General features: G+C 67.1%; 21 protein-coding genes and 2 tRNA genes. 14 read left to right on the top strand and 9 right to left on the bottom strand.

Annotated elements, in window-relative coordinates; translation table 11 throughout:
• Window positions 1–67: 67 nt before the first annotated feature.
• On the bottom strand, window positions 68–484 hold the full coding sequence (locus ACP7AU_RS01720) for an NUDIX hydrolase (RefSeq protein ID WP_426050317.1): 417 nt from the start codon (window positions 482–484) through the stop codon (window positions 68–70).
• A gap of 76 nt (window positions 485–560) precedes the next feature.
• Here ACP7AU_RS01720 and ACP7AU_RS01715 point away from each other — a divergent pair, with 76 nt between their 5' ends.
• The gene (locus ACP7AU_RS01715) at window positions 561–1,973 is read left to right on the top strand and encodes an FAD-binding oxidoreductase (RefSeq protein ID WP_426050316.1); all 1,413 of its coding nucleotides are present in this window, start codon (window positions 561–563) and stop codon (window positions 1,971–1,973) included.
• Here the strand turns inward: ACP7AU_RS01715 and ACP7AU_RS01710 are convergent.
• Window positions 1,970–2,767 carry a phytanoyl-CoA dioxygenase family protein gene (locus ACP7AU_RS01710; RefSeq protein ID WP_426050315.1) on the bottom strand — a complete coding sequence of 266 codons (798 nt, stop codon included), beginning with the start codon at window positions 2,765–2,767 and terminating at the stop codon, window positions 1,970–1,972. The genes ACP7AU_RS01715 and ACP7AU_RS01710 overlap by 4 nt on opposite strands.
• 121 nt (window positions 2,768–2,888) lie before the next feature.
• On the opposite strand from ACP7AU_RS01710, the gene yaaA reads away from it, so the two are divergent.
• The 3 genes from yaaA (at window position 2,889) to ACP7AU_RS01695 (ending at window position 5,718) form a co-directional block, all read left to right on the top strand.
• A complete protein-coding gene (gene yaaA / locus ACP7AU_RS01705; protein WP_426050314.1) occupies window positions 2,889–3,662 on the top strand; it encodes a peroxide stress protein YaaA in 774 nt (257 codons plus the stop codon).
• A gap of 108 nt (window positions 3,663–3,770) precedes the next feature.
• Window positions 3,771–4,619 carry a 3-hydroxybutyrate dehydrogenase gene (locus ACP7AU_RS01700; RefSeq protein ID WP_426050422.1) on the top strand — a complete coding sequence of 283 codons (849 nt, stop codon included), beginning with the start codon at window positions 3,771–3,773 and terminating at the stop codon, window positions 4,617–4,619.
• Window positions 4,620–4,638: 19 nt separating this feature from the next.
• Window positions 4,639–5,718: a patatin-like phospholipase family protein gene (locus ACP7AU_RS01695; RefSeq protein WP_426050313.1), complete on the top strand. Its 1,080-nt coding sequence runs from the start codon at window positions 4,639–4,641 to the stop codon at window positions 5,716–5,718.
• On the opposite strand, the gene ACP7AU_RS01690 is transcribed toward ACP7AU_RS01695, so the two are convergent.
• The 3 genes from ACP7AU_RS01690 to ACP7AU_RS01680 are packed head-to-tail and all read right to left on the bottom strand — an operon-like array spanning window position 5,715 to window position 7,748.
• Entirely contained in the window at window positions 5,715–6,692 is a 978-nt protein-coding gene (locus ACP7AU_RS01690; protein WP_426050312.1) for an L-threonylcarbamoyladenylate synthase, read from the bottom strand. The genes ACP7AU_RS01695 and ACP7AU_RS01690 overlap by 4 nt on opposite strands.
• A complete protein-coding gene (locus tag ACP7AU_RS01685) occupies window positions 6,626–7,192 on the bottom strand; it encodes a YceI family protein (protein ID WP_426035539.1) in 567 nt (188 codons plus the stop codon). The genes ACP7AU_RS01690 and ACP7AU_RS01685 overlap by 67 nt, the downstream gene beginning before the upstream one ends.
• 1 nt (window position 7,193) lies before the next feature.
• Window positions 7,194–7,748 carry a cytochrome b gene (locus tag ACP7AU_RS01680; RefSeq protein WP_426050311.1) on the bottom strand — a complete coding sequence of 185 codons (555 nt, stop codon included), beginning with the start codon at window positions 7,746–7,748 and terminating at the stop codon, window positions 7,194–7,196.
• A gap of 154 nt (window positions 7,749–7,902) precedes the next feature.
• Here ACP7AU_RS01680 and ACP7AU_RS01675 point away from each other — a divergent pair, with 154 nt between their 5' ends.
• Window positions 7,903–9,687, top strand: a complete 1,785-nt coding sequence (locus tag ACP7AU_RS01675) for an acyl-CoA dehydrogenase (RefSeq protein ID WP_426050310.1) — start codon at window positions 7,903–7,905, stop codon at window positions 9,685–9,687.
• Window positions 9,688–10,157: 470 nt separating this feature from the next.
• Here ACP7AU_RS01675 and ACP7AU_RS01670 read toward each other — a convergent pair whose 3' ends face one another.
• Window positions 10,158–10,949, bottom strand: coding sequence for a trypsin-like serine peptidase (locus tag ACP7AU_RS01670; protein WP_426035533.1), 792 nt, complete (start codon window positions 10,947–10,949; stop codon window positions 10,158–10,160).
• An 88-nt stretch (window positions 10,950–11,037) separates the two neighbouring features.
• Here ACP7AU_RS01670 and ACP7AU_RS01665 point away from each other — a divergent pair, with 88 nt between their 5' ends.
• Together ACP7AU_RS01665 and ACP7AU_RS01660 are read left to right on the top strand one after the other, a co-directional pair.
• Window positions 11,038–13,254, top strand: coding sequence for a S9 family peptidase (locus tag ACP7AU_RS01665; RefSeq protein WP_426050309.1), 2,217 nt, complete (start codon window positions 11,038–11,040; stop codon window positions 13,252–13,254).
• On the top strand, window positions 13,251–13,799 hold the full coding sequence (locus ACP7AU_RS01660) for a GNAT family N-acetyltransferase (protein WP_426050308.1): 549 nt from the start codon (window positions 13,251–13,253) through the stop codon (window positions 13,797–13,799). Before ACP7AU_RS01665 ends, ACP7AU_RS01660 begins: the two co-directional genes overlap by 4 nt.
• Here ACP7AU_RS01660 and ACP7AU_RS01655 read toward each other — a convergent pair whose 3' ends face one another.
• Complete coding sequence (locus tag ACP7AU_RS01655) at window positions 13,800–14,255, bottom strand: response regulator (protein WP_426050307.1); 456 nt, start codon at window positions 14,253–14,255, stop codon at window positions 13,800–13,802. It lies immediately after the preceding gene.
• Between the two features lie 133 nt (window positions 14,256–14,388).
• On the opposite strand from ACP7AU_RS01655, the gene ACP7AU_RS01650 reads away from it, so the two are divergent.
• Window positions 14,389–14,991, top strand: a complete 603-nt coding sequence (locus ACP7AU_RS01650; protein ID WP_426035525.1) for a sensor histidine kinase — start codon at window positions 14,389–14,391, stop codon at window positions 14,989–14,991.
• Window positions 14,992–15,038: 47 nt separating this feature from the next.
• On the opposite strand, the gene ACP7AU_RS01645 is transcribed toward ACP7AU_RS01650, so the two are convergent.
• Window positions 15,039–15,112 (bottom strand) — tRNA-Gln (locus ACP7AU_RS01645).
• Between the two features lie 155 nt (window positions 15,113–15,267).
• Between ACP7AU_RS01645 and ACP7AU_RS01640 the strand changes: the two genes are divergently transcribed.
• A tRNA-Pro gene (locus ACP7AU_RS01640) sits at window positions 15,268–15,344 on the top strand.
• A 68-nt stretch (window positions 15,345–15,412) separates the two neighbouring features.
• Here the strand turns inward: ACP7AU_RS01640 and ilvC are convergent.
• Complete coding sequence (ilvC, locus tag ACP7AU_RS01635; protein ID WP_426035523.1) at window positions 15,413–16,429, bottom strand: ketol-acid reductoisomerase; 1,017 nt, start codon at window positions 16,427–16,429, stop codon at window positions 15,413–15,415.
• Here ilvC and ACP7AU_RS01630 point away from each other — a divergent pair.
• The 5 genes from ACP7AU_RS01630 (at window position 16,428) to ACP7AU_RS01610 (ending at window position 19,472) form a co-directional block, all read left to right on the top strand.
• Complete coding sequence (locus ACP7AU_RS01630; RefSeq protein WP_426035521.1) at window positions 16,428–16,970, top strand: DUF924 family protein; 543 nt, start codon at window positions 16,428–16,430, stop codon at window positions 16,968–16,970. The genes ilvC and ACP7AU_RS01630 overlap by 2 nt on opposite strands.
• Before the next feature lie 323 nt (window positions 16,971–17,293).
• Window positions 17,294–18,151: a thymidylate synthase gene (locus tag ACP7AU_RS01625; RefSeq protein ID WP_426050421.1), complete on the top strand. Its 858-nt coding sequence runs from the start codon at window positions 17,294–17,296 to the stop codon at window positions 18,149–18,151.
• Window positions 18,148–18,462, top strand: coding sequence for a phosphoribosyl-ATP pyrophosphohydrolase (locus ACP7AU_RS01620; protein WP_426035519.1), 315 nt, complete (start codon window positions 18,148–18,150; stop codon window positions 18,460–18,462). Before ACP7AU_RS01625 ends, ACP7AU_RS01620 begins: the two co-directional genes overlap by 4 nt.
• Before the next feature lie 93 nt (window positions 18,463–18,555).
• Window positions 18,556–18,771, top strand: a complete 216-nt coding sequence (locus ACP7AU_RS01615; protein ID WP_426035517.1) for an aquaporin — start codon at window positions 18,556–18,558, stop codon at window positions 18,769–18,771.
• 173 nt (window positions 18,772–18,944) lie between these two features.
• Complete coding sequence (locus tag ACP7AU_RS01610; protein WP_426050306.1) at window positions 18,945–19,472, top strand: dihydrofolate reductase; 528 nt, start codon at window positions 18,945–18,947, stop codon at window positions 19,470–19,472.
• Window positions 19,473–19,481: the final 9 nt, after the last annotated feature.

The following is a 19,481-nucleotide window of genomic DNA, read 5'->3' as shown; positions in this document are numbered from 1 at the left end:
TGGGCCGTCCTGTAAATATGTCGGCTTTGCAGCACGCTAGGTTAAGTGACGGGACCTGACAATGCCGTCAACCATGGCGAAACGCCACCGCCAGGGCGATCACTCGCCGCGTCTCGGCCCAGTCAACAGCGGCCATGGCGGTGGCAATGGGCATGAAGACAGCGTCCGCCGCATCGTCGCCCGCGACCGCCTCGCCGCCGGTCCATTCGGCGACATAGTCGATCAGCACATAGTGTCGCCCCGCCTCAGGAAAGATGCCGTCCACGACGTCGAGGAGGCCGAGAATACGCGCCTCGACCCCCGTCTCCTCGACGAGTTCCCTCAACGCCGCATCGGCCGCGCGCTCTCCGGGCTCGATGCGTCCTCCCGGCAGGCTCCACTCCCCCATCCGCGGCGGCGTCCCGCGTCGGATCAGCAGCACCTCTTGGCCCTTCAGGCAAACCACGCCGACGGCGGGCACGGGCATCATGGAGGAATCGCTCATGACGCCACCCTAGCGCCTGTTTAGGCTGGCCCCTCTTTTGAGTAGCGTCTGCGGCAAGGCTTTGAGACAAGACGCCATGGCCTCCCCCTCCCCCTCCTCCACCGCCCTCGACGAACTGAAAGCCGTGCTCGGCCCCTCGGGCTGGACGGAAGATCAGTCCGAAATCGCCCCGTGGCTCACAGAATGGCGCAACAAGTGGAAGGGGCACACACCCCTGATGCTGAAGCCCGGCACGACCGCCGAGGTGGCCCGCGCCGTGGAGATCTGCGCCCGCCACGGCGTCGCCATCACACCCCAGGGCGGCGACACCGGCCTGGTCGGCGGCCAGATTCCGATGGGTGAGGTGCTGCTGTCGACCCGCCGCCTGCGCGCCGTGCGCGATGTAACCCCCCTGGACGACGCCATGACGGTCGAGGCGGGCGTCACCCTGCTGGAGGCCCAGCAACTGGCCGCCGGGGCCGATCGCTTCTTTCCCCTCAGCCTTGCGGCCGAGGGCACGGCCACCATCGGCGGGGTCATCTCGACCAACGCCGGGGGCACGGCCGTCCTGCGCTACGGCATGATGCGTGACCTGGTGCTCGGCATCGAGGCGGTCATGCCGGACGGCCAGATGTTCAACGGCCTGAAACGGCTGCGCAAGGACAACACCGGCTACGACCTGAAGCAGCTGCTGATTGGCGCGGAGGGCACGCTGGGGGTGGTCACCGCCGCGACCCTGAAGCTGTTCCCGATCATGCGCAGCCGGGCTACCGCCATCGTCGGTCTGGCCAGCGCCCATTCCGCCATCCAACTCCTCGCCCGAGCCAAGGCCGAGACCGGCGGCGGGGTCGAGGCCTTCGAGCTGATGAAGCGCATCGGCGTCGAGTTCGGCATCAGACACATCCCGGGCGTCCGCGAGCCGCTGGACAGCGTCCAGCCCTGGTACGTGCTGATCGAACTGGCCTCCGGCGAGCCCGGTGCGGCCGAGGCCGGGATGGAACGCATCCTGACCGCGGCCTTCGAGGAAGACCTGATCACCGACGCCGCCATCGCCCAGAATGAATCCCAGGTCCGCGACTTCTGGAAACTGCGCGAGGAACAGTCGGCGGCCCAACGGCCAGAGGGCGGCGGCTGGAAGCACGACGTCTCCGTCCCCGTCAGCCGCATCGCCGACTTCCTCGATGAAGCCACCGCCGCCGTCGAGGCCTTCGAGCCGGGCGCCCGCGTCAGCGCCTTCGGCCACGTCGGCGACGGCAATATGCACTACGACATCCTGTGCCCGCCCGGCGGCGACCTGCCGGCCTTCCTCGGCCGCTGGTTGGACGGGTCGCGGGTCGTCCACGACATCGTCGCCCGCTACGACGGGTCCATCTCCGCAGAGCACGGGCTGGGCCGGCTGAAGACGGACGAGGCGCGCCGCTACAAGTCGCCGCTGGAAATCTCGACCATGGAGGCGATCCGCAAGGCCATCGATCCCCAGCGGATCATGAATCCAGCCGTGCTGTTCTAGTCTGTCCGGCGCTCATAGGTCGGATAAATCGGTCGGAGCTGGACGGGCCGATACTCTGGACGATTGATGGTGTTGAACCGGATCTGGGCGGTGTAGCGAACGTTGTCGGCGGTCGAGTTCACGCCCGAGCCGTGCACCAGGTCCATGTTGATGAAGGCCACGTCTCCCGGCTCCGCCTCGACGTGCACCAGGCGACGCCCCTCCAGCATGCTGTCCGGCACGACGTACTGCTCGGACTTGTAGCCCGAAGCCTCCTCGTGGACAGATCCGACACGACCCACGTGGTGGGTGCCGGGCGCCATGACGACCGAGCCGTTCTCCTGTCTCGACGGCGTGGTCGGAATCCAGGCTACTAGGGCATCCGTCCCGGCCTGGTTCTCGCGGAAATAAGCGGAGTCCTGATGCCAGGCCCGGACGTTGCGGGTGTCGCCCGGAATGTCGAAACGGAAGGCCGGACTGACGATGCCGAGATTGTTCGGGTCGTCCATCCCCAGCACCTGCATGGCCATGTCCTCGATGGCGATATCGATGAAGAATCGTTTCAGCGCCCAGGACCCCAGGATGGTCTGATAGATCCACGAACTGCTCGACGGATGGGACCGCTTTAGATCGACGAGAACGCGGTTCAGCACCGCCTCGTCCGGCTCGATCGATCCAGATTCCAGCCGGATCACATGGGCCACGAATCCCATCAGTTCGTCGATCGGCCTCTGCGCGGCGGCTCCTTTCACGACCAGATAGCCATCTTCCGCATAGGTGCGGAGGTCTTGCGCCGTCAAAGTTCGCCTTGTCATCCCAGTCTCTTGGTACGCCCGGGAAGCCACGATTTGCCGATTCGCAAACGGGCGCGAATTCCGTCCGGTTCAATTCGTCACCCAAGCGGCCTATGCACCCGGCTGAAGAACGGAGACCGCCTTGCTGATCGTCCTGTCCCCGGCCAAGCGGCTGGATTTCACCGAACCCTCGCACGACGTCGCGGCGACATACCGCCGCTTCGTCGACGACACCTCGACCTTGTCGAAGACGGCGCGCAACCAGACCCAGGCCGATCTGCGCCGCCTGATGGGCATCTCGACCGATCTGGCGAAGCTGAACCAGGCTCGCTTCAAGGCGTTCGAACCCTACGCGCTCGACACCGGCATCCAGGCTGCCTTCGCCTTCGCCGGCGACGTCTATCAGGGGCTTGAGGCGCGCACCCTCGACAATGCCGGTCTCGCCTTCGCCCAGGATCACCTGCGCATCCTGTCCGGCCTCTATGGGCTGCTGAGGCCGCTTGACCGCATCCAGCCCTACCGCCTGGAGATGGGAACCCGTCTGAAGACCCGGCGCGGGTCCAGTCTCTACGACTTCTGGGGTGACCGGATCTCGAAACAGCTGAATGCCGACGCCGAAGGCCAGTCCGATCCCACACTCGTGAACCTCGCCAGCCAGGAATATTTCGGCGCCGTCGACGCCAAGGCGTTGAAACTGCCGGTCGTCACGCCTCACTTCCGTGAGGAAAAGGACGGCGAGAGCCGCATCATCTCCTTCTTCGCCAAGAAGGCGCGCGGGACCATGGCGCGGTTCGCCATCGACGAGCGTATCGAAGCCGCCGGCGATCTAAAGGCGTTCGATCGTGACGGCTATCGATTCCAGAAGGCCGCCTCGACCGAGACAGACTGGATATTCACCAGGCAGGGAAATTCCTGAGACCGGGTCGCCTTCGCAGTCGCGAAAGGTTAGAGTCACGGCAAACCAGAGACCCCCGACGCGTTCGATCGACGCGGACAAGGGCAAGAGACGAGAGTGAACGACCCCATGTTCCAATGGCCCGGCAAGAAGGACGGCTCGGAGACCGAGCGCCCAGTCTATCGTGATCCCAACGACCTCAAGGGCCAGGTGGCCGTCATCTCGGGCTCGACGTCCGGCATCGGCCTGGCCCTGGCTCGCGCGGTCGCCTCGCGCGGCGGCGACGTCGTCCTAAACGGCCTCGGCGACCCGTCGGAGATCGAGCGCACGCGCGCCGAGATGGAGGCCAGTTGCGGCGTCCGGGTCCGCTATCACGCTGCCAACATGCTCAAGGGCGACGAGGTCGCCGACATGGTCGCCTATGCCAGGCATCAGCTCGGCCGGCTCGACATCCTGGTCAACAACGCCGGCATCCAGCACGTCGAGGCGGTCGAGAAATTCCCGTCTGACCAGTGGGAGAAGATCATCGCGATCAACCTCTCCTCGACCTTCTATGCCACCCGCGCCGCCATCCCGATCATGAAGGCGCAGGGCCGCGGCCGGATCGTCAACATCGCTTCGGCGCACGGTCTGGTCGCCTCGCCGTTCAAGTCCGCCTATGTCGCCGCCAAGCATGGCGTCCTCGGCTTCACCAAGACCGTGGCTCTGGAGCTGGCGCAGGACAACATCACCTGCAACGCCATCTGCCCCGGCTTCGTCGAGACGCCGATCGTCGAGAAGCAGATCGCCGATCAGGCCCGCACGCGCGGCATCTCCAAAGGGCAGGTCCTGAAGGACGTGATTCTCGCCGCCCAGCCAACCAAGCGGTTCGTCACAACCGACGAACTGGCCGGCATCTTCCTCTATCTGGTGTCGGACCTGGGAGCCTCGGCCAACGGGGCCAGCTTCTCGATCGACGGCGGCTGGACCGCCCAATAGGACGAACGCAGGGGAGACGATGGCGCTTTTCAAACGCAAGTCGACCCCGGCGCCCGCAGCGCCTGAACCGCCCGTCAGCGGTCGCCGCTCCATCTGCCTCGCGCTTCAGGGCGGCGGCGCGCACGGCGCCTTCCAGTGGGGCGTTCTCGATCGGTTGCTCGAGGCCGACGTCGTCGACATCCGGGCCGTCACCGCCTCCTCGGCCGGCGCCATGAACGGCGCCGCCCTGGTCTCCGGCCTGGCCATCGGCGGCGCCGACGGAGCCCGCGAGGCGCTGGACAAACTGTGGCGCGAGACGAACCAGTCGGGCGGCAAGAACGTGTTCGGCGACACCTCGATCTGGTCCAATGCCCTGCAGCCGACCTGGCTGAAGGACTCGCCCCTGTGGCGGGCGTCAGAGACCCTCGCGATGTCAATGTCGCCCTATGAATTCAATCCCTTGAATCACAATCCTCTGAAACGGGTTCTGCAGGCCACGATCGACTTCGAGGCCGTTCGCGCCTCCGAGGTGAAGTTCTTCGTCGCCGCCACGGCCGTCCGCCATGCGAAGTCCCGCGTCTTCACCTCGAGCGAGATCACGGATCAGGTCCTGCTCGCCTCCGCCTGCCTGCCCCACCTTTTCCAGGCGGTGGAGATCGACGGCGAGCCCTACTGGGACGGCGGTTACCTCGCCAATCCGCCGCTGTGGCCCCTGTTCTATCAGGACACGCCGGACGACGTCCTCCTGATCACCCTCAACGCCTTCGAGCGCGCGGATGCGCCCAAGGCCGCCGGCGACATCATGGACCGGCTGAACGAGGTCGTTTTCAACGCGCCGCTGGTCGCCGAACTGCGCGCCGTCGCCTTCGTCCAGGAACTCATCGAGGACGGCCGCCTCACCCCCTCCGCCCGCGAGCAGTATCGCCACATCCTGATGCACGCCATCGAGGCCGACGGCTGGCTGGGCGACCTTTCGCTGGGATCCAAGTTCAACACCGAATGGACCTTCCTCAACGACCTGAAGACACGCGGGCGCGCGGCGGCGGAGGAATGGCTGGACAGTTGCTTCGGAGATGTGGGGGTGCGGTCAAGCGTCGATCTGCAGGCGCGGTTCGGCTAGCCGACGAAGCCGGCGGCGCGCTCTAATCGATCGTTGATGGCCTCGCCCAGTCCGGTCGCGGGGATCGGCGCCACGGCGATCGCTGCGGGGCCTTCCCGATCGGCCTCACGCAACAGCCGGAACAGGTTCGCCGCGGCCTCCCGCAGGTCGCCTGACGGGCTCAGACTCCAGCGCTCGACGCCGACCCCCGGCCCGAAGCCGAGCAGGATTTCCCCGGCCCCGGCCTCGCCCGCCTCCAGCCGTACCGGCGAGACCGGTGCATAGTGGCGGGTCAGCCGTCCGGGCGACCTGTGCCCCTCGCCCGCCCCGTCCAGCGGCCCGACCAGGGCCTCGATCTCCTCGCGCGTCACCGACCCGGGCCGCAGCAGGGCCACCCGCCCGTCCAGCACCGAAACGACGGTGCTCTCGACCCCGACCGCGCACGGCCCGCCGTCCAGTGCCGCGCTCGCGAAGGAGCCCGTCTCTTCCATGGCATCGGCGAAGGTCGTGGGGCTGGGCCGCCCGGACCGGTTGGCCGAGGGCGCCACCACAGGACCGCCGAACGCGTCGAGCACCGCCCGGGCCCTGGCATGGCCGGGGACCCGCACCGCGATACTGTCCAGCCCTGCACGCGCCAGATCGCTGACTACCGTCATGTCCCGGCACGGCGCCACGATCGTCAGCGGCCCGGGCCAGAAGGCCGCCGCCAGACGCCGCGCCGCATCGTCGAAGACGGCGATCCGCTCGGCCGCCACGGCATCTGCCACATGCGAAATCAGGGGATTGAAACGCGGCCGTCCCTTGGCCTCGAAGATCTTTGCGACCGCATCGGGGTTCCCGGCGTCCGCCGCCAGCCCATAGACGGTCTCGGTCGGCATGATCAGCAGCTCGCCGGCCCGCAGCGCCGCGACGGCGCCCTCGACCCCGCTCAGCCGACCGGGCGCGTCGCCAGGGACACGTTCACCCTCACCTGCCGTCCGATCAGTCCGTTCCACGGTCCACGCGTTCCAATGCCGAAGGCCGCCCGATCCAGCGAGAAGCCGCCGGTCATCTGCGCCGTCCGCCCTTCGCTGCGCAAGGTCGCGGGGAACCTCACGGACCGTGTGACGCCCTTGATCGTGATGTCCGCACAGGCCGTGAAGCGCTGCCCGCCGGCCGGTTCCAGACCGGTCAGGCGGAAGGCGATGCGCGGATAGCGGCCGCTGTCGAGAAAGCCTGCACCGGCCGCCGTGGACGTCAGGCGGCCGTCATCCATTCTCAGCGACGCCGCCTCGACCTCGATGGCGACCTGCGCCGTCTCCGGGGCGTCGGGATCGAAACGGATATCGCCCGTCCAGCGCGTGAACCGCCCGGTCCGCGCGCCGACCGGGGTCCCGACCCGCATGGTGATGACCGAATCACCCGGGACGACGGCCCAGCGCTCGACCTCGGCCCGGCTCGCGCCCGTCGCCAGACAGGCCGCCCCAATCAGCAATGCGATCAGGGCCAGGCGCATCTCAGGGCCGCCGGCGAATCAGGGGGATCATCCGGTGCAGGACATTGTCGCGATCGACGAAATGATGCTTCAGCGCCGCCAGCACATGCAGGGCGAGCAAGACGTACAGCCCCTTAACCCCGGCCTCGTGCAGGCCCATGAGGGTCCCGGCCATAGCGCGGCTCCGTTCGACGGGCAGCAGCGGCCAGTTGAACAGTCCGAACCAGTCGATGTCCCGTCCACCGGCGCTCGCCGCCGCCGCCCAGCCGAACATCGGAATGCCGATCAGCAGCACGTAGAAAAGCACATGCGTCGTTTTGGCTGCGAACTTCTGCCAGTCCGGGGTGCCAGGCGGCATGGGCAGGGCCGGGTTGGCCAGCCGCCAGCCGATGCGCGCCAGGGTCAGGACCAGGACGGTCAGGCCCAGCGCCTTGTGGATCTGCACGAACTCACGCGAGATCGGCCCGTCGGTCGCCTCCTTCGCCGTGATCAGCAGCACCTGGCACAGGACCAGCAGCGCCAGTCCCCAGTGGAAGACCAGCGACACGATCGAGTATCGGTTTCTAGGCTCGGCCATGCATATTCCCCCGACGCGTCGCAGACAGCCTGCCGCAACGGACGGCGCAGGCCAAGCGGTCCCTTGCCTGACGCGACGGCATCGTCGCAAGAAGGTCTGACGCACTGCGTGACTTGAGTAAGAAGACGCTTCAGCCCGACCGGAGATTTCCGCCATGACCTATCGCGCCCCCGTTCGGGATCTCGCCTTCAGCCTGACCGCCATCGCCGGCATCGACCAGGTCGCTGCCACCGGCGCCTTCCCGGACTTTGACGCCGACGTTCTGGGCGCCGTGCTGGAGGCCGCCGGTCAGTTCTCCGAAGGCGTGCTGGCGCCGCTGAACCGCATCGGCGATCAGAAGGGTTCGACCTACGCCAACGGCTCGGTCACCTCCGCGCCCGGTTTCGCCGACGCCTATCGCCAGTTCGCCGAGGGCGGCTGGACCGGTCTGACGGCCTCGGCCGAGGCTGGCGGCCAGGCCCTGCCCAAGGCGCTGGAGCTGGCGGCCTACGAGACCATCCAGTCGGCCAACATGGCCTTCGCCCTGTGCCCCATGCTGTCTCTGGCCGCGATCGAGGCGCTGGAGCAGGTCGGCACCGACCACCAGAAGACAACCTACCTGCCCAGGCTTGTCTCCGGCGAATGGACCGGCGCCATGGTCCTGACCGAGCCGGGCGCGGGCTCGGACCTGGGCGCCCTGACGGCGACCGCGACGCCGAACAGCGACGGGACCTACGCCCTCAACGGCCAGAATATCTACATCACCTGGGGCGACCACGACGCGACGCCGAACATCGTCCATCTGGTCCTCGCCCGCCTGCCTGACGCCCCTCCGGGACCGAAGGGCATCAGCCTGTTCCTGGCGTCGAAGTTCGAGGTCAAGGCCGACGGCTCGCTCGGCGCCCGCAACGACTTCCGGCCGGTCGGCATCGAGCACAAGCTGGGCATCCACGCGTCGCCGACCTGCGTCATGAGCTACGAAGGCGCGCGCGCCGAGCTGGTCGGTCAGCCGAACCAGGGCCTGGCTCACATGTTCGTGATGATGAACAATGCCCGCCTGGCCGTCGGCGTCCAGGGCGTCGGCGTCGCCGAGGGCGCCTACCAGCACGCCCTGGCCTATGCGCTGGACCGGCGTCAGGGCCGCTCGATCTGGACCGGAGAGGCCAACGCTCCGATCATCGACCACCCCGATATCCGCCGTACGCTCGCGGTCATGAAGGCGAAGATCGAGGCCGCCCGCGCCATCTGTTTCGCCACCGGGGTCGCCGCGGACATGGCCCGGCACGCCGCCACCGAGGACGAGCGCAGGGCCTGGAAGGGCCGTGAGGACCTGTTCGTGCCGATCGCCAAGGCCTGGGGCACCGACGTTGGCTGCGACGTGGCCTCGGACGGAATCCAGATCCACGGCGGCATGGGCTTCATCGAGGAGACCGGCGCCGCCCAGTACTACCGCGACGCCCGCATCACCCCGATCTACGAAGGCACCAACGGCATCCAGGCGATAGACCTTGTCGGCCGCAAACTGTCCCATGACGGCGGCGCATCGGCCAAGGCTGTCATCACCGAGATGAAGGCGACGCTGAAGGTCCTCGGGGCGCTCTACACCGGCAAGCCCGTCGAGCGGTTCGCCGCCGCTATCGGCGCGGTCGAGGACGCGACCCTGTGGCTGCTCGACGCCAAGGCCGATGCGGCGCGCGGCGCCGATGTACTCGCCGCCGCTGACGCCTATCTGAAGCTGCTCGGCGACGTCATCGGCGGCTGGATGCTGGCCAGGGGGGCCCTGGCGGCCAGGGCCCGTCTCGACGCCCACGACGGCGATCCGGCCTGGCTGCAGGGCAAGATCGACCTCTATGAGGTCTATGCCGCCAACATCCTCGGCCACGCTTCCAGCCGCCTCGCGGCCATCGGTCAGGGCGGCGACCTGCTGTCGCGGATGACCCGCGAAGCGCTGGGGGCTTAGGCGCTCCTGTCTCTTCCCGGTGCGGTGGTGGGTTAGAGATTCATCCAGGCGCCCTTGGCTTTTCCGTGCACCCCGGCGAAGGCCGGGGTCCAGATCACAGACCCAGGCGGCTGGAATTTGGCGCTCATCTTCGTGCCGAGAGTCGGAGTGCGCCATCTGGACCCCGGCCTTCGCCGGGGTGCACGGTGATAAAGTCAGCACCGTTGAATGTAGAGCAGCGCCAAGCGAGCGAAGGTAAGAGGTATTTATTCCTCACGGCCTCTTGCGCGGCAGGAGAGCCACACCCACCTCCTCAAGGAGGCTTGTGAAATCGTCGGATCAGGCAAGAGCGTTGGACTCGCATTGGACTCGAGTCCAATCAGGACATCGTTCCAACACCCTGAAGATGTTCGAAATTTACTGGTCGTTGGACTCTTTGGACTCGGTTTTTCCGGAGTCCAATCCAGCCCGGCCTGAGCGTCGTGCGGAGCCTATCGGTCCAGCATCTCGATTGCCTCGCGGATATAGACGGCGTGGGTCACCACCCCGATCTCGAGCTGTTCGTCGTTGACCCTCACCTCCTGGCTCAGCAGGCCGGCGATGAAGGCGGTCTCCGGCTCCGTCGTGCCGGGACGCTTCCGCGCGCTCGGGGTCCAGAAGACCGGCCCCCCGGAGTTGCCGGGGAAGACGGTGAAATCCAGCAGGAAGGTCGGAAACGCGCTGACGGGCGAGAGGGGATACGACGCGATCCGCCCGACCCTCAGGATCGGAAAACCGGCCCGGTTGGCCGACAGTCCGCGCGGAAAGCCCAGCGACAACAGCTCATCGCCCGGCCCCACCTGCCAGGCGTCGAAGGCGTTCTCGTCCGCCAGCCAGCCCAGGGGGATCGCTGCCCGGGCGAAAGCTTCCGGGGCCTGCACCTCCATCACGGCCACATCGCGATCCGGATGCTGGGTCCACAGCGGCTGCCCCTCCGCGTCGCGGATCGTCAGGGGCTCGGGATCAAAACGCCACGTCCCGTCACCCAGCGGCGTGCGCCAGCCGATCCGCGCCTCGGCCTCGTTCATGGTCTCCAGCACATGGGCCGCGGTGACCAGAACGACCCGCGGCGTCCCGTCGGGCCTCGGCGCCTGGATCAGAAACCCGGTGCCCACGGTCCGCGTGGTCGGTCCCGACGGCTGGTCCAGCTGCACCGTCGCGTCGATCAGACCGACCGTCAGGTCCCAGACATGGGCGACGATCGGCGGCGGCGCGGCGTCCTGGGCGGGCGGGATCTCGATCATGGGCAACCTTCCTGGACGGGCGCTGCATTTGACGGCGTGCATGCCGGTCGCACAAGCTGCGCCACTGACTTACAGGGGAGCGACCACGATGAACCGCCGCGAATTCGTCGCCACGACCGCCGCCTCGGCGCTCGCCGCCGCCTCCCCCGCCCTCGCCCGTTCCCCCGGAGCCCAGATGTCGCCTTCGCCCCCCGTCGCCCGGAAGATTCCCGTCGTCATCGAACAGTTGGGGCGCATACGCACCGACGACTATCAGTGGATGAAGGATGACAACTGGCAGGCCGTCCTGCGCGACCCGACCCTAATCAAGGCCGATGTCAAGGAGCACCTGGAGGCCGAGAACGCCTATCGCGAGGCCATGCTGGCCTCGACCCTTCCGCTGCAGGCGCAGCTGTTCGAGGAGATGAAGGGCCGCATCAAGGAGGACGATTCATCCGTCCCCTCGCCCGACGGCCCGTGGGAGTATTTCACCGAATACCGCACCGGCGACCAGCACCCCCGCTATATGCGTGTCGAGCGCCAGGGAACTTGGATCGCCGACGGGCGACAGGTGACTAAGAACTTCATCGTCGCCCCGACGCCCGAACTGCTGCTGGACTGTAACCTGCTGGCCGAGGGCAAGGCCTATTCAGAGGTCTCGGCCGTCGAGCACAGCCCCGACCACACCCTGTTCGCCTATGCCGAAGACGCCCAGGGGTCGGAGGTCCACCACATCTACACCCGCGACCTGGCGACCGGCGAGGTCCTGCCCGACCCGATCACGTCGGCGACCGGCAACTTCACCTTCTCGCCCTGCTCCTGCTGGATCTTCTGGACCAACCGCGACGACAACGGCCGCCCGGACAAGATCTTCCGCCGCCCCTCCCGCGGCGGCGAAACGACACTGGTCTACGAGGAAGCCGATGACGGCATGTTCATGGGCGTCGAACGCACCTCCGACGACGCCTTCATCGTCATCTCGATCCAGAATCAGGAGACTTCGGAGGCCCGCTACATTTCCGGCCAGCGGCCGACGAACCTGCCCGTCATCCTGGCCGAGCGCGAGGTCGCCGTCCGCTACGACGTCGATCACTGGCAGGACCGCTGGGTCATCCGCACCAACGCCGACGACGCCATCGACTTCAAGATTGTCCAGACCCCGACCGAAAGGCCCGCCCGCGCCAGCTGGGAGGACCTGGTCCCCCACACGCCCGGCCGCTTCATCGAGGGCGTGGCCGTGGTGAAGAGCTTCCTCGCCCGGCAGGAGCGCGCCGACGCCAATACGAAGATCGTCATCCGCAGCCGCGCGGGCGACGAGCACGAGATCGCCGTCGACGAACCGGCCTACGCCCTGTCGCTGGCCGGGGCGTCGGAGTTCGAAACCACGACGATGCGCTACGGCTACAACTCGCCGTCGACCCCGACCTCGAGCTACGACTACGACCTCGCCACCCGTGTGCGGACCTTGCGCAAGGTACAGGAGGTCCCTTCGGGCCACGACCCGGCGGACTATGTGGTCGAGCGGCTGAACGCCCCTGCTTCGGACGGCAAGCTGGTGCCGGTCACTGTTCTGCGTCGTCGCTCGACGCCCGTCGACGGGTCCGCACCCCTGCTGCTCTACGGCTACGGCTCCTACGGCATCCCAATGTCGGCTAGCTTCTCGACCGGAAGGCTGTCGCTGGTCGATCGCGGCTGGATCTACGCCATCGCCCACATCCGGGGCGGCTCGGACAAGGGCTGGGGTTGGTTCCTCGACGGACGCAAATTTACTAAGAAGAACACCTTCACGGACTTCACGGCCGCCGCCGACCATCTGATCAGCCGCGACTACGCCCGCGCCGGGAACATCGTGGCGCAAGGGGGGTCCGCAGGCGGCCTGCTGATGGGGGCGGTGACCAATATGAGGCCCGAGCTCTGGGCCGGGGTCATCGGCCAGGTGCCGTTCGTGGACGTGATCAACACCATGTCGGACGTCAGCCTGCCCCTGACGCCGCCGGAATGGCCCGAGTGGGGCAATCCGATCGAGGACGTCCAGGCCTATGACTACATTGCCAGCTACAGCCCCTATGACAACGTCGAGGCCAGGGCCTATCCGGCGATCCTGGCCACGGGGGGCCTGTCCGATCCCCGCGTGACCTACTGGGAGCCCGAGAAGTGGGTCGCCCGGCTGCGGCCCGCGACGACCTCGGGCAAGCCGGTCCTGCTGAAGATCAACATGGAGGCCGGCCACGGCGGAGCCTCCGGCCGTTTCGATTATCTGAAGGAAGTCGCCCACGACTACGCTTTCGCGGTCTGGGCGATCCAACGGGGGTGGGAGGCCGCGTGATCCGCGAGGCGACACCCGACGACCTCCCCGCCATCACGGCCCTCTACGGCCGCGAGGTTCTGACCGGCACGGCGACGTTCGAGCTGGAGCCGCCCTCGCTGGCCGAGATGACCGGCCGTTTCTCCGCCGTCCGCGCCAGGGGTCTGCCGTGGTTCGTGGCAGAGATCGACGGCGCCTTCGCGGGCTATGCCTACGCCTCGCCGTTCCGGCCGCGTCCGGCCTATCGCTACGGCGTCGAGGGCTCGATCTATGTCGAGGAGACCGCGCGCGGCCGCGGCATCGGCCGCGCGCTGCTGGTCGCCCTGATCGATCGGGCCCGCGAGCTGGGCCTGCGCCATATCATCGGCGCCATCAGCGACAGCACAACCAGTCAGGCGTCGATCGCCCTGCATGAACGCCTCGGATTCGGCCGCGTGGGTCGCTACCATCAGGTCGGCTGGAAGTTCGATCGGTGGCTGGACGTCCACCTGATGCAGCTTGATCTCGATCCGACCGGCGTCCCGCCCAAGGCTCCGGGAATCGATCTGACCGGAGGTCTCACCTGATCAGTGCGGGGCGATGTCCGCCGGCGGCGTGGTCAGCCACGGCGCCAGCCGGAACCGCCTCGGCGGATCGCCCACCGTCCGGGTCAGGATAAAACGCTGTGCGAAGGCCTCAACGGCGCGGATCGTCTGCTCGTCGAACGGCTTGGACACAGCGCCTAGCGCGCCCGCGAATCCGTCGGGAATCTGTTCCGGGTTGGCGGTCAGGAAGATCACGGCCATACCGTAGTCGCTCACCAGTCGATGCGCGATCTGCGGCCCGGTCATCCCGTCCAGCAGGTTGACATCCACCAGCGCCAGCCTTGGCCGCTCGCGCTCGGCGATCTCGAAGGCGCCCTTGCGATCCATGGCGCAGCCGACCACGTCGCACCCGGCGTCGCCAAGCACGAGCTCAAGTTCCATCGCGAGGATCGCCTGGTCCTCCCCGATCATGACCCGCAGGCCAGACGTCTGCTGCAATCTACTCACCAAAGCGCCCCGCCGACGGTCGTAAAGGTTACTGTGTCGGTTACCGCACCATCCAAACGCGCGCTTGGAAAGTTGGTTCACCGTGAGGTATCAGAATCTCCGATTTACGCGCCTTGGGGGGCGAATGGCCGCCGACTCGGAACTGAGACTCGCCGAGATCGATCCGCCGCTGCCTGGCGGCTATCAGCTGCTCCAGGCGCTGGTCGGCATCCGGCTGCGCAGCGTCCGGGATTCCGAGAGCCGGCGGCATCTGACCTGGCTCAGCGACATCGTCGCCGCCATGGGTCTGATCAATCGCCGCGTGGTGGAGGGCGGGTCAGTCGATTTCGCCGCCTACCTGGATGACGCGACGGGCTTCTGGCGGCGGACCTGCGAGACTCGCGGCGTGCGCATCGACCTCCGCGCCGCCCCGACCGCCCTGCCGGAAAGCCACGCCCTGCCCTTGGCCATCATCGTGCACGAGTTGATCTCCAACGCCGTGCGCCACGCCTTCCCGGAAGACCGCCGGGGCTCCATCGCCATCGCCTGCTCCCGGGCCTCCGACGGCGTCAGCCTGGTGGTTCGCGATTCGGGGATCGGCGCGGACGACCTCGCCAAGGGGGACGGCCTGGCGCTGGTGGAGGGGCTGGTCGCCCATCTGGGGGGCGCCATGGTCATCGAATCCGCGGCCGGAGCCGGTGTCGGCATCCGCGTGCGCCTGACTATACGGCCCGAAACGACGCACTGACGCCCGCCCCTGAGGGCGTGGTCATGGCTGGACTGCCTGGAAGGCCGTGGCTGGGGAACAAGGACTCGAACCTTGAATGACGGTACCAAAAACCGGAGTGTTACCATTACACCATTCCCCAGCAGGACCGGTGCGCCCGAGGGCCTGGGCCCGAAGGAGGCGGTCGAATACGCCAAGGCTGCCGGGGATGCAACACCCGGTTTCCGGACTATTTTGCAAAGCCCCGGATCGCGCTTGCAGGCTCCGAAACCCCTCGCTATAAGCCCGCCTCCAAGTCGGAGTGTGGCTCAGTCTGGTAGAGCACTGCCTTCGGGAGGCAGGGGTCGGAGGTTCGAATCCTCTCACTCCGACCATTTATGCAGGGGTGTCCGAACCCCCGATACGATCGAAAGAGCGCCCCGTCAGGAGCGCTCTTTTCGTTTCAGTCCTCCGCCCTTGTCGCCACCTCCCCCAGACGCAGGCCCACGGCCTCGATCGTACGGCCTCCCAGCGCCTTCCTGCGCGCCAGCAGTTCGGGCGAACCGGCGTCGTAGTCGGCCATCAGCCGCTTCACGAACGACCCGTCGCGCACATCGGCCAGCACCCCGTCCATCGCCGTCCGCGACGCCTCCCCGATCACGCGAGGGCCGGTCAGATAGGCGCCGTACTCGGCGGTGTTGGAGATCTTGGCGAAGGCCCCGGCGATGCCGCGTTCGTACATCAGGTCCGTGACCAGCTTGACCTCGTAGAAGCATTCGAACCACGCCACCTCCGGCGGATAGCCGGCGTCGACCAGCTTCATGAAGGCCGCGTCGATCAGTTCGCCGACGCCGCCGCACAGCACCACCTGTTCCCCGAACAGGTCGCTCTCGCATTCAGCGGCGAAGGTGGTCTCCAGAATGCCCTTGCGGCCGCAGCCCAGAGCCGCGGCATAGGACAGGCCGAGGGCGTGGGCTCCGCCGGTCGCGTCCTGATGGACCCCGAACAGGCAGAAGACTCCCTCCCCGGCTTCGTAGAGATCGCGGATGCGCGGTCCGATGCCCTTGGGCGAATCGAGGATGACGTCGAGGTCGGTGCGCGGCGTCACCAGCCCGAACCGCACCGACAGGCCGTGGGCGAAGATCAGGGCCGCGCCCGGCCGGATGCTCGGCTCGATCTCATCGCGATACAGGTCACGATGCGCCTCGTCGGAGACCATGACGGCGATGACGTCGGCGCCCGCCGTCGCCTCGCCGGCGGTCAGGACACGGAAGCCGTCGGCCTCTGCCTTCGCCCGCGTCGTCGAACCGGCCTTCAGCCCCACGACGATGTCGACGACGCCGCTGTCGCGCAGGTTCAGTGCGTGGGTCCGCCCCTGGCTGCCGTAGCCGATGATCGCCACCCGCTTGCCGCGGATGATCGACAGGTCGCAGTCGCGGTCGTGGAAGACGGGAAGCGGATTGGGTACAAGCTGGCTCATGACCGTCCTCATAACGCCTTCCTCCGTCGTCGCCTTCTGGAAAGAGGCGGGGCCGCAGAAGTGGTACGCCAAGGACGAGGCCTTCGACCGCGCGTTCCGCGAGGCTGCTCTCGACCCGCACTGGGCCGCCGCCCGGCGGGAACTGGATGACTGGATCGAGACGGCCGAGGGCGCCCTGGCCCTGATGATCCTGCTCGATCAGTATCCCCGGAACTCTTACCGCGGCACGGCGCACCAGTTCGCCACCGACAGCCTGGGGCTGATGTACGCGAAACAGGCCTGGGAGCGCGGTTGGCCCCAGACGTTCGAGCCGGATCTGCGCCAGTTCTTCGTCACCCCGTTCGAGCATTCCGAGGCCCTGGCCGAACAGGACGCCGCCCTGCCCTTGTGCGCCGACATGCCCGAGGTGCTGAAGTACGCCCACATCCACCGGGACATCATCGTTCGCTTCGGCCGCTTCCCGCACCGCAACCGGGCGCTGGGCCGCGAGACGACGGCGGAGGAACAGGCCTTTCTGGATCAGGGCGGGTTCGGAGGCTGAACCGCCGGATTGGACTCAAAAAAACGGAGTCCAAAGAGTCCAACTTCTCTGTGTCCGTGAGCGATAATTTCCCCATCTCATTCAAATCATGGGAGTTACTGGACCGAGCACGAATAGAGGCAGGGGTTGGCGAGCGCACCCCGTCGGCGGGGCATCGCGCCGCCCTGACCGTAGATGTCCGGGAGAGTTGATCTGGCTGGCGCGGTTCAAGCCGGAACCCTGCCACGCGGGTGCGCCAGATTCGGTCGCAGGCGAGGCCAATTTCCTGTGAGCAACCGAATCGCGCCGATGTGACGGCGGCGAATCACCGGCACACTGTGGCGATGAACGCCGTGGCCCAGATCAGTGAACTTCAGGACCGTATCGGCGCCGCGCCGGCCGATCATCCGGAATTCCAGTACCTCAACCTGTTGCGCGACATTCTCGACAACGGGGTGCGTCGCGACGACCGCACCGGCACAGGCACCCTGGGCGTGTTCGGCCGCCAGTTGCGCTTTGACCTGTCTAAGGGCTTTCCCCTTCTGACGACCAAGAAGCTGCACCTGCGCTCGATCATCGTCGAACTGCTGTGGTTCCTGCGCGGCGAGACCAACACCCGCTGGCTGAAGGAGAACGGCTGCTCGATCTGGGACGAGTGGGCCGACGAGAATGGCGAGCTGGGTCCGGTTTACGGGAAACAGTGGCGGTCGTGGGCCGCGCCGAACGGCGAGTCGATTGACCAGATCGCGCGCCTGCTCGAGGGGCTGAAGGCCAACCCCAACAGCCGGCGTCACATCGTCTCGGCCTGGAACCCGGCCGATATCGAGGACATGGCCCTGCCGCCCTGTCACTGCCTGTTCCAGTTCTTCGTCGCCGACGGCAAGCTGAGCTGCCAGCTGTACCAGCGCTCGGCCGATGTCTTCCTGGGTGTGCCGTTCAACATCGCATCGTATGCGCTGCTGACCATGATGGTGGCCCAGGTCACGGGGCTGGAGCCGGGCGACTTCGTCCACACCCTTGGCGACGCCCACCTGTATTCGAACCACGTCGAACAGGCCGCGCTCCAGCTGACCCGCCAGCCGCTGGCGTTGCCGACCATGACCATCGCGGCAAAGCGCGACCTGTTCGCCTTCGATCCGTCGGACTTCGTCCTGTCGGGTTACGAGGCGCACCCGCACATCAAGGCGGCCGTCGCCATATGATCCTATCCGAACTGTCGGAGAAGGTCGCTCGCATCTCCGACATCTATGCCGCCGAACACGGCATCGACCGCTCCGGCGACTGGGCGATCCTGAAGCTGCAGGAGGAACTGGGCGAGCTGACGGCCGAACATCTGCGGATCAGCGGCCGCGCGCGGGGCGCCGCCGATCCGGACGCGCTAGGCGACGAGGCGGCCGATGTCCTGGGCATGCTTCTGATCTATTGCGACCGCGCAGGCATCGATCTGGAGAAGGCGATGCAACGCAAATGGCTCCACTGGCTCGAGCCGAAGACCGGCGTTCAATTCGCCTAGCGTCACCATAGGACTCGGCGCGGCCTTCCGTCTGGATCCGCATCGGGCGGCCGGGGTGCCAGCGGCGACAAGGGTCACGGACCGTTCGCGGGCGTGGCCATCGGCGTCACCCCTGCGGTCATCCACATCGTCGGCATCCAGGCGACCGGCGTCTCGGTCAATCCGGCCCGCAGCTTCGGTCCCGCTGTCCTCGCGGGGGCGCGGGGGCACGGAGATCCGCGAGCTGTGGCTGTTCATCGTCGCCCCGGCCGTGGGCGCGGTGCTGGGGCTCTGTTGTTCCGGTTGAAAGTGCTGGACCCGGACCCCTGACACAGGTCAGTGGGCGGCCAGAGCATGATCGTTTCTGGTGGACTCGCTTCGCGGGTCCGACATGAAGCGTGAATCAAGCTTTCGCTTAAACCTGGAGCCTGATTCACGGCATCAGCGGAATCGCGAAGCGATTCCTCCTCAGCCGATCAGGTTCTGCATCGACGGAGCCGCCCATGCCCATTCCTCACATTGCTCTCGTGGTGGCACGCGCCCGGAACGGCGTCATCGGCAGGGACGGCGACCTGCCGTGGACGCTGCGCAGCGACCTGCAACGGTTCAAGGCGATCACCACGGGCAAGCCCTGTATCATGGGCCGCAGCACCTGGGAGAGCCTGCCGCTGCGCCCCCTGCCCGGCCGGCTGAACCTGATCCTGTCACGCGACCTGTCCTATGAGGAATCCGGCAAGGCGAGGGGCGCCGTGGTCGTCTCCAGCTTCGCCGACGCCATCGATATCGCCCGCGAGACGGCCGAGGACGACGACATCGACGAGGTTTGCGTCATCGGCGGCACGGCCCTGTTCGAGACCGCCCTGCCGCGTGCGAAGCGGCTCTACATCACCGAGGTGGATGCGGAGCCGCAGGGCGACGCGGTCTTTCCGGCCTTCGATGAATCCCTCTTCCGCGAAGTCTTGATCGAGCGGCATGATGCGGGCGAGAAAGACGACCACGCCTTCGCCTTCCGCATCCTCGAACGCCTCTGACCCCGGAGC

The sequence above is a fragment of the Brevundimonas sp. SL161 genome, from assembly GCF_049896985.1.
GTDB lineage: Bacteria > Pseudomonadota > Alphaproteobacteria > Caulobacterales > Caulobacteraceae > Brevundimonas.
This window is presented reverse-complemented; position numbering and strand designations above follow the sequence as displayed.

Coding starts and splice junctions, on each gene's coding strand:
- ACP7AU_RS01685 (WP_426035539.1), bottom strand. CDS start 7,192: ATGCGCCTGGCCCTGATCGCATTGCTGATTGGGGCGGCCTGTCTGGCG.
- ACP7AU_RS01710 (WP_426050315.1), bottom strand. CDS start 2,767: ATGACAAGGCGAACTTTGACGGCGCAAGACCTCCGCACCTATGCGGAA.
- ACP7AU_RS01675 (WP_426050310.1), top strand. CDS start 7,903: ATGACCTATCGCGCCCCCGTTCGGGATCTCGCCTTCAGCCTGACCGCC.
- ilvC (WP_426035523.1), bottom strand. CDS start 16,429: ATGAGCCAGCTTGTACCCAATCCGCTTCCCGTCTTCCACGACCGCGAC.
- ACP7AU_RS01695 (WP_426050313.1), top strand. CDS start 4,639: ATGGCGCTTTTCAAACGCAAGTCGACCCCGGCGCCCGCAGCGCCTGAA.
- ACP7AU_RS01610 (WP_426050306.1), top strand. CDS start 18,945: ATGCCCATTCCTCACATTGCTCTCGTGGTGGCACGCGCCCGGAACGGC.
- ACP7AU_RS01680 (WP_426050311.1), bottom strand. CDS start 7,748: ATGGCCGAGCCTAGAAACCGATACTCGATCGTGTCGCTGGTCTTCCAC.
- ACP7AU_RS01670 (WP_426035533.1), bottom strand. CDS start 10,949: ATGATCGAGATCCCGCCCGCCCAGGACGCCGCGCCGCCGCCGATCGTC.
- ACP7AU_RS01715 (WP_426050316.1), top strand. CDS start 561: ATGGCCTCCCCCTCCCCCTCCTCCACCGCCCTCGACGAACTGAAAGCC.
- ACP7AU_RS01630 (WP_426035521.1), top strand. CDS start 16,428: ATGACCGTCCTCATAACGCCTTCCTCCGTCGTCGCCTTCTGGAAAGAG.
- ACP7AU_RS01620 (WP_426035519.1), top strand. CDS start 18,148: ATGATCCTATCCGAACTGTCGGAGAAGGTCGCTCGCATCTCCGACATC.
- ACP7AU_RS01625 (WP_426050421.1), top strand. CDS start 17,294: ATGAACGCCGTGGCCCAGATCAGTGAACTTCAGGACCGTATCGGCGCC.
- ACP7AU_RS01665 (WP_426050309.1), top strand. CDS start 11,038: ATGAACCGCCGCGAATTCGTCGCCACGACCGCCGCCTCGGCGCTCGCC.
- ACP7AU_RS01650 (WP_426035525.1), top strand. CDS start 14,389: ATGGCCGCCGACTCGGAACTGAGACTCGCCGAGATCGATCCGCCGCTG.
- ACP7AU_RS01700 (WP_426050422.1), top strand. CDS start 3,771: ATGTTCCAATGGCCCGGCAAGAAGGACGGCTCGGAGACCGAGCGCCCA.
- ACP7AU_RS01720 (WP_426050317.1), bottom strand. CDS start 484: ATGAGCGATTCCTCCATGATGCCCGTGCCCGCCGTCGGCGTGGTTTGC.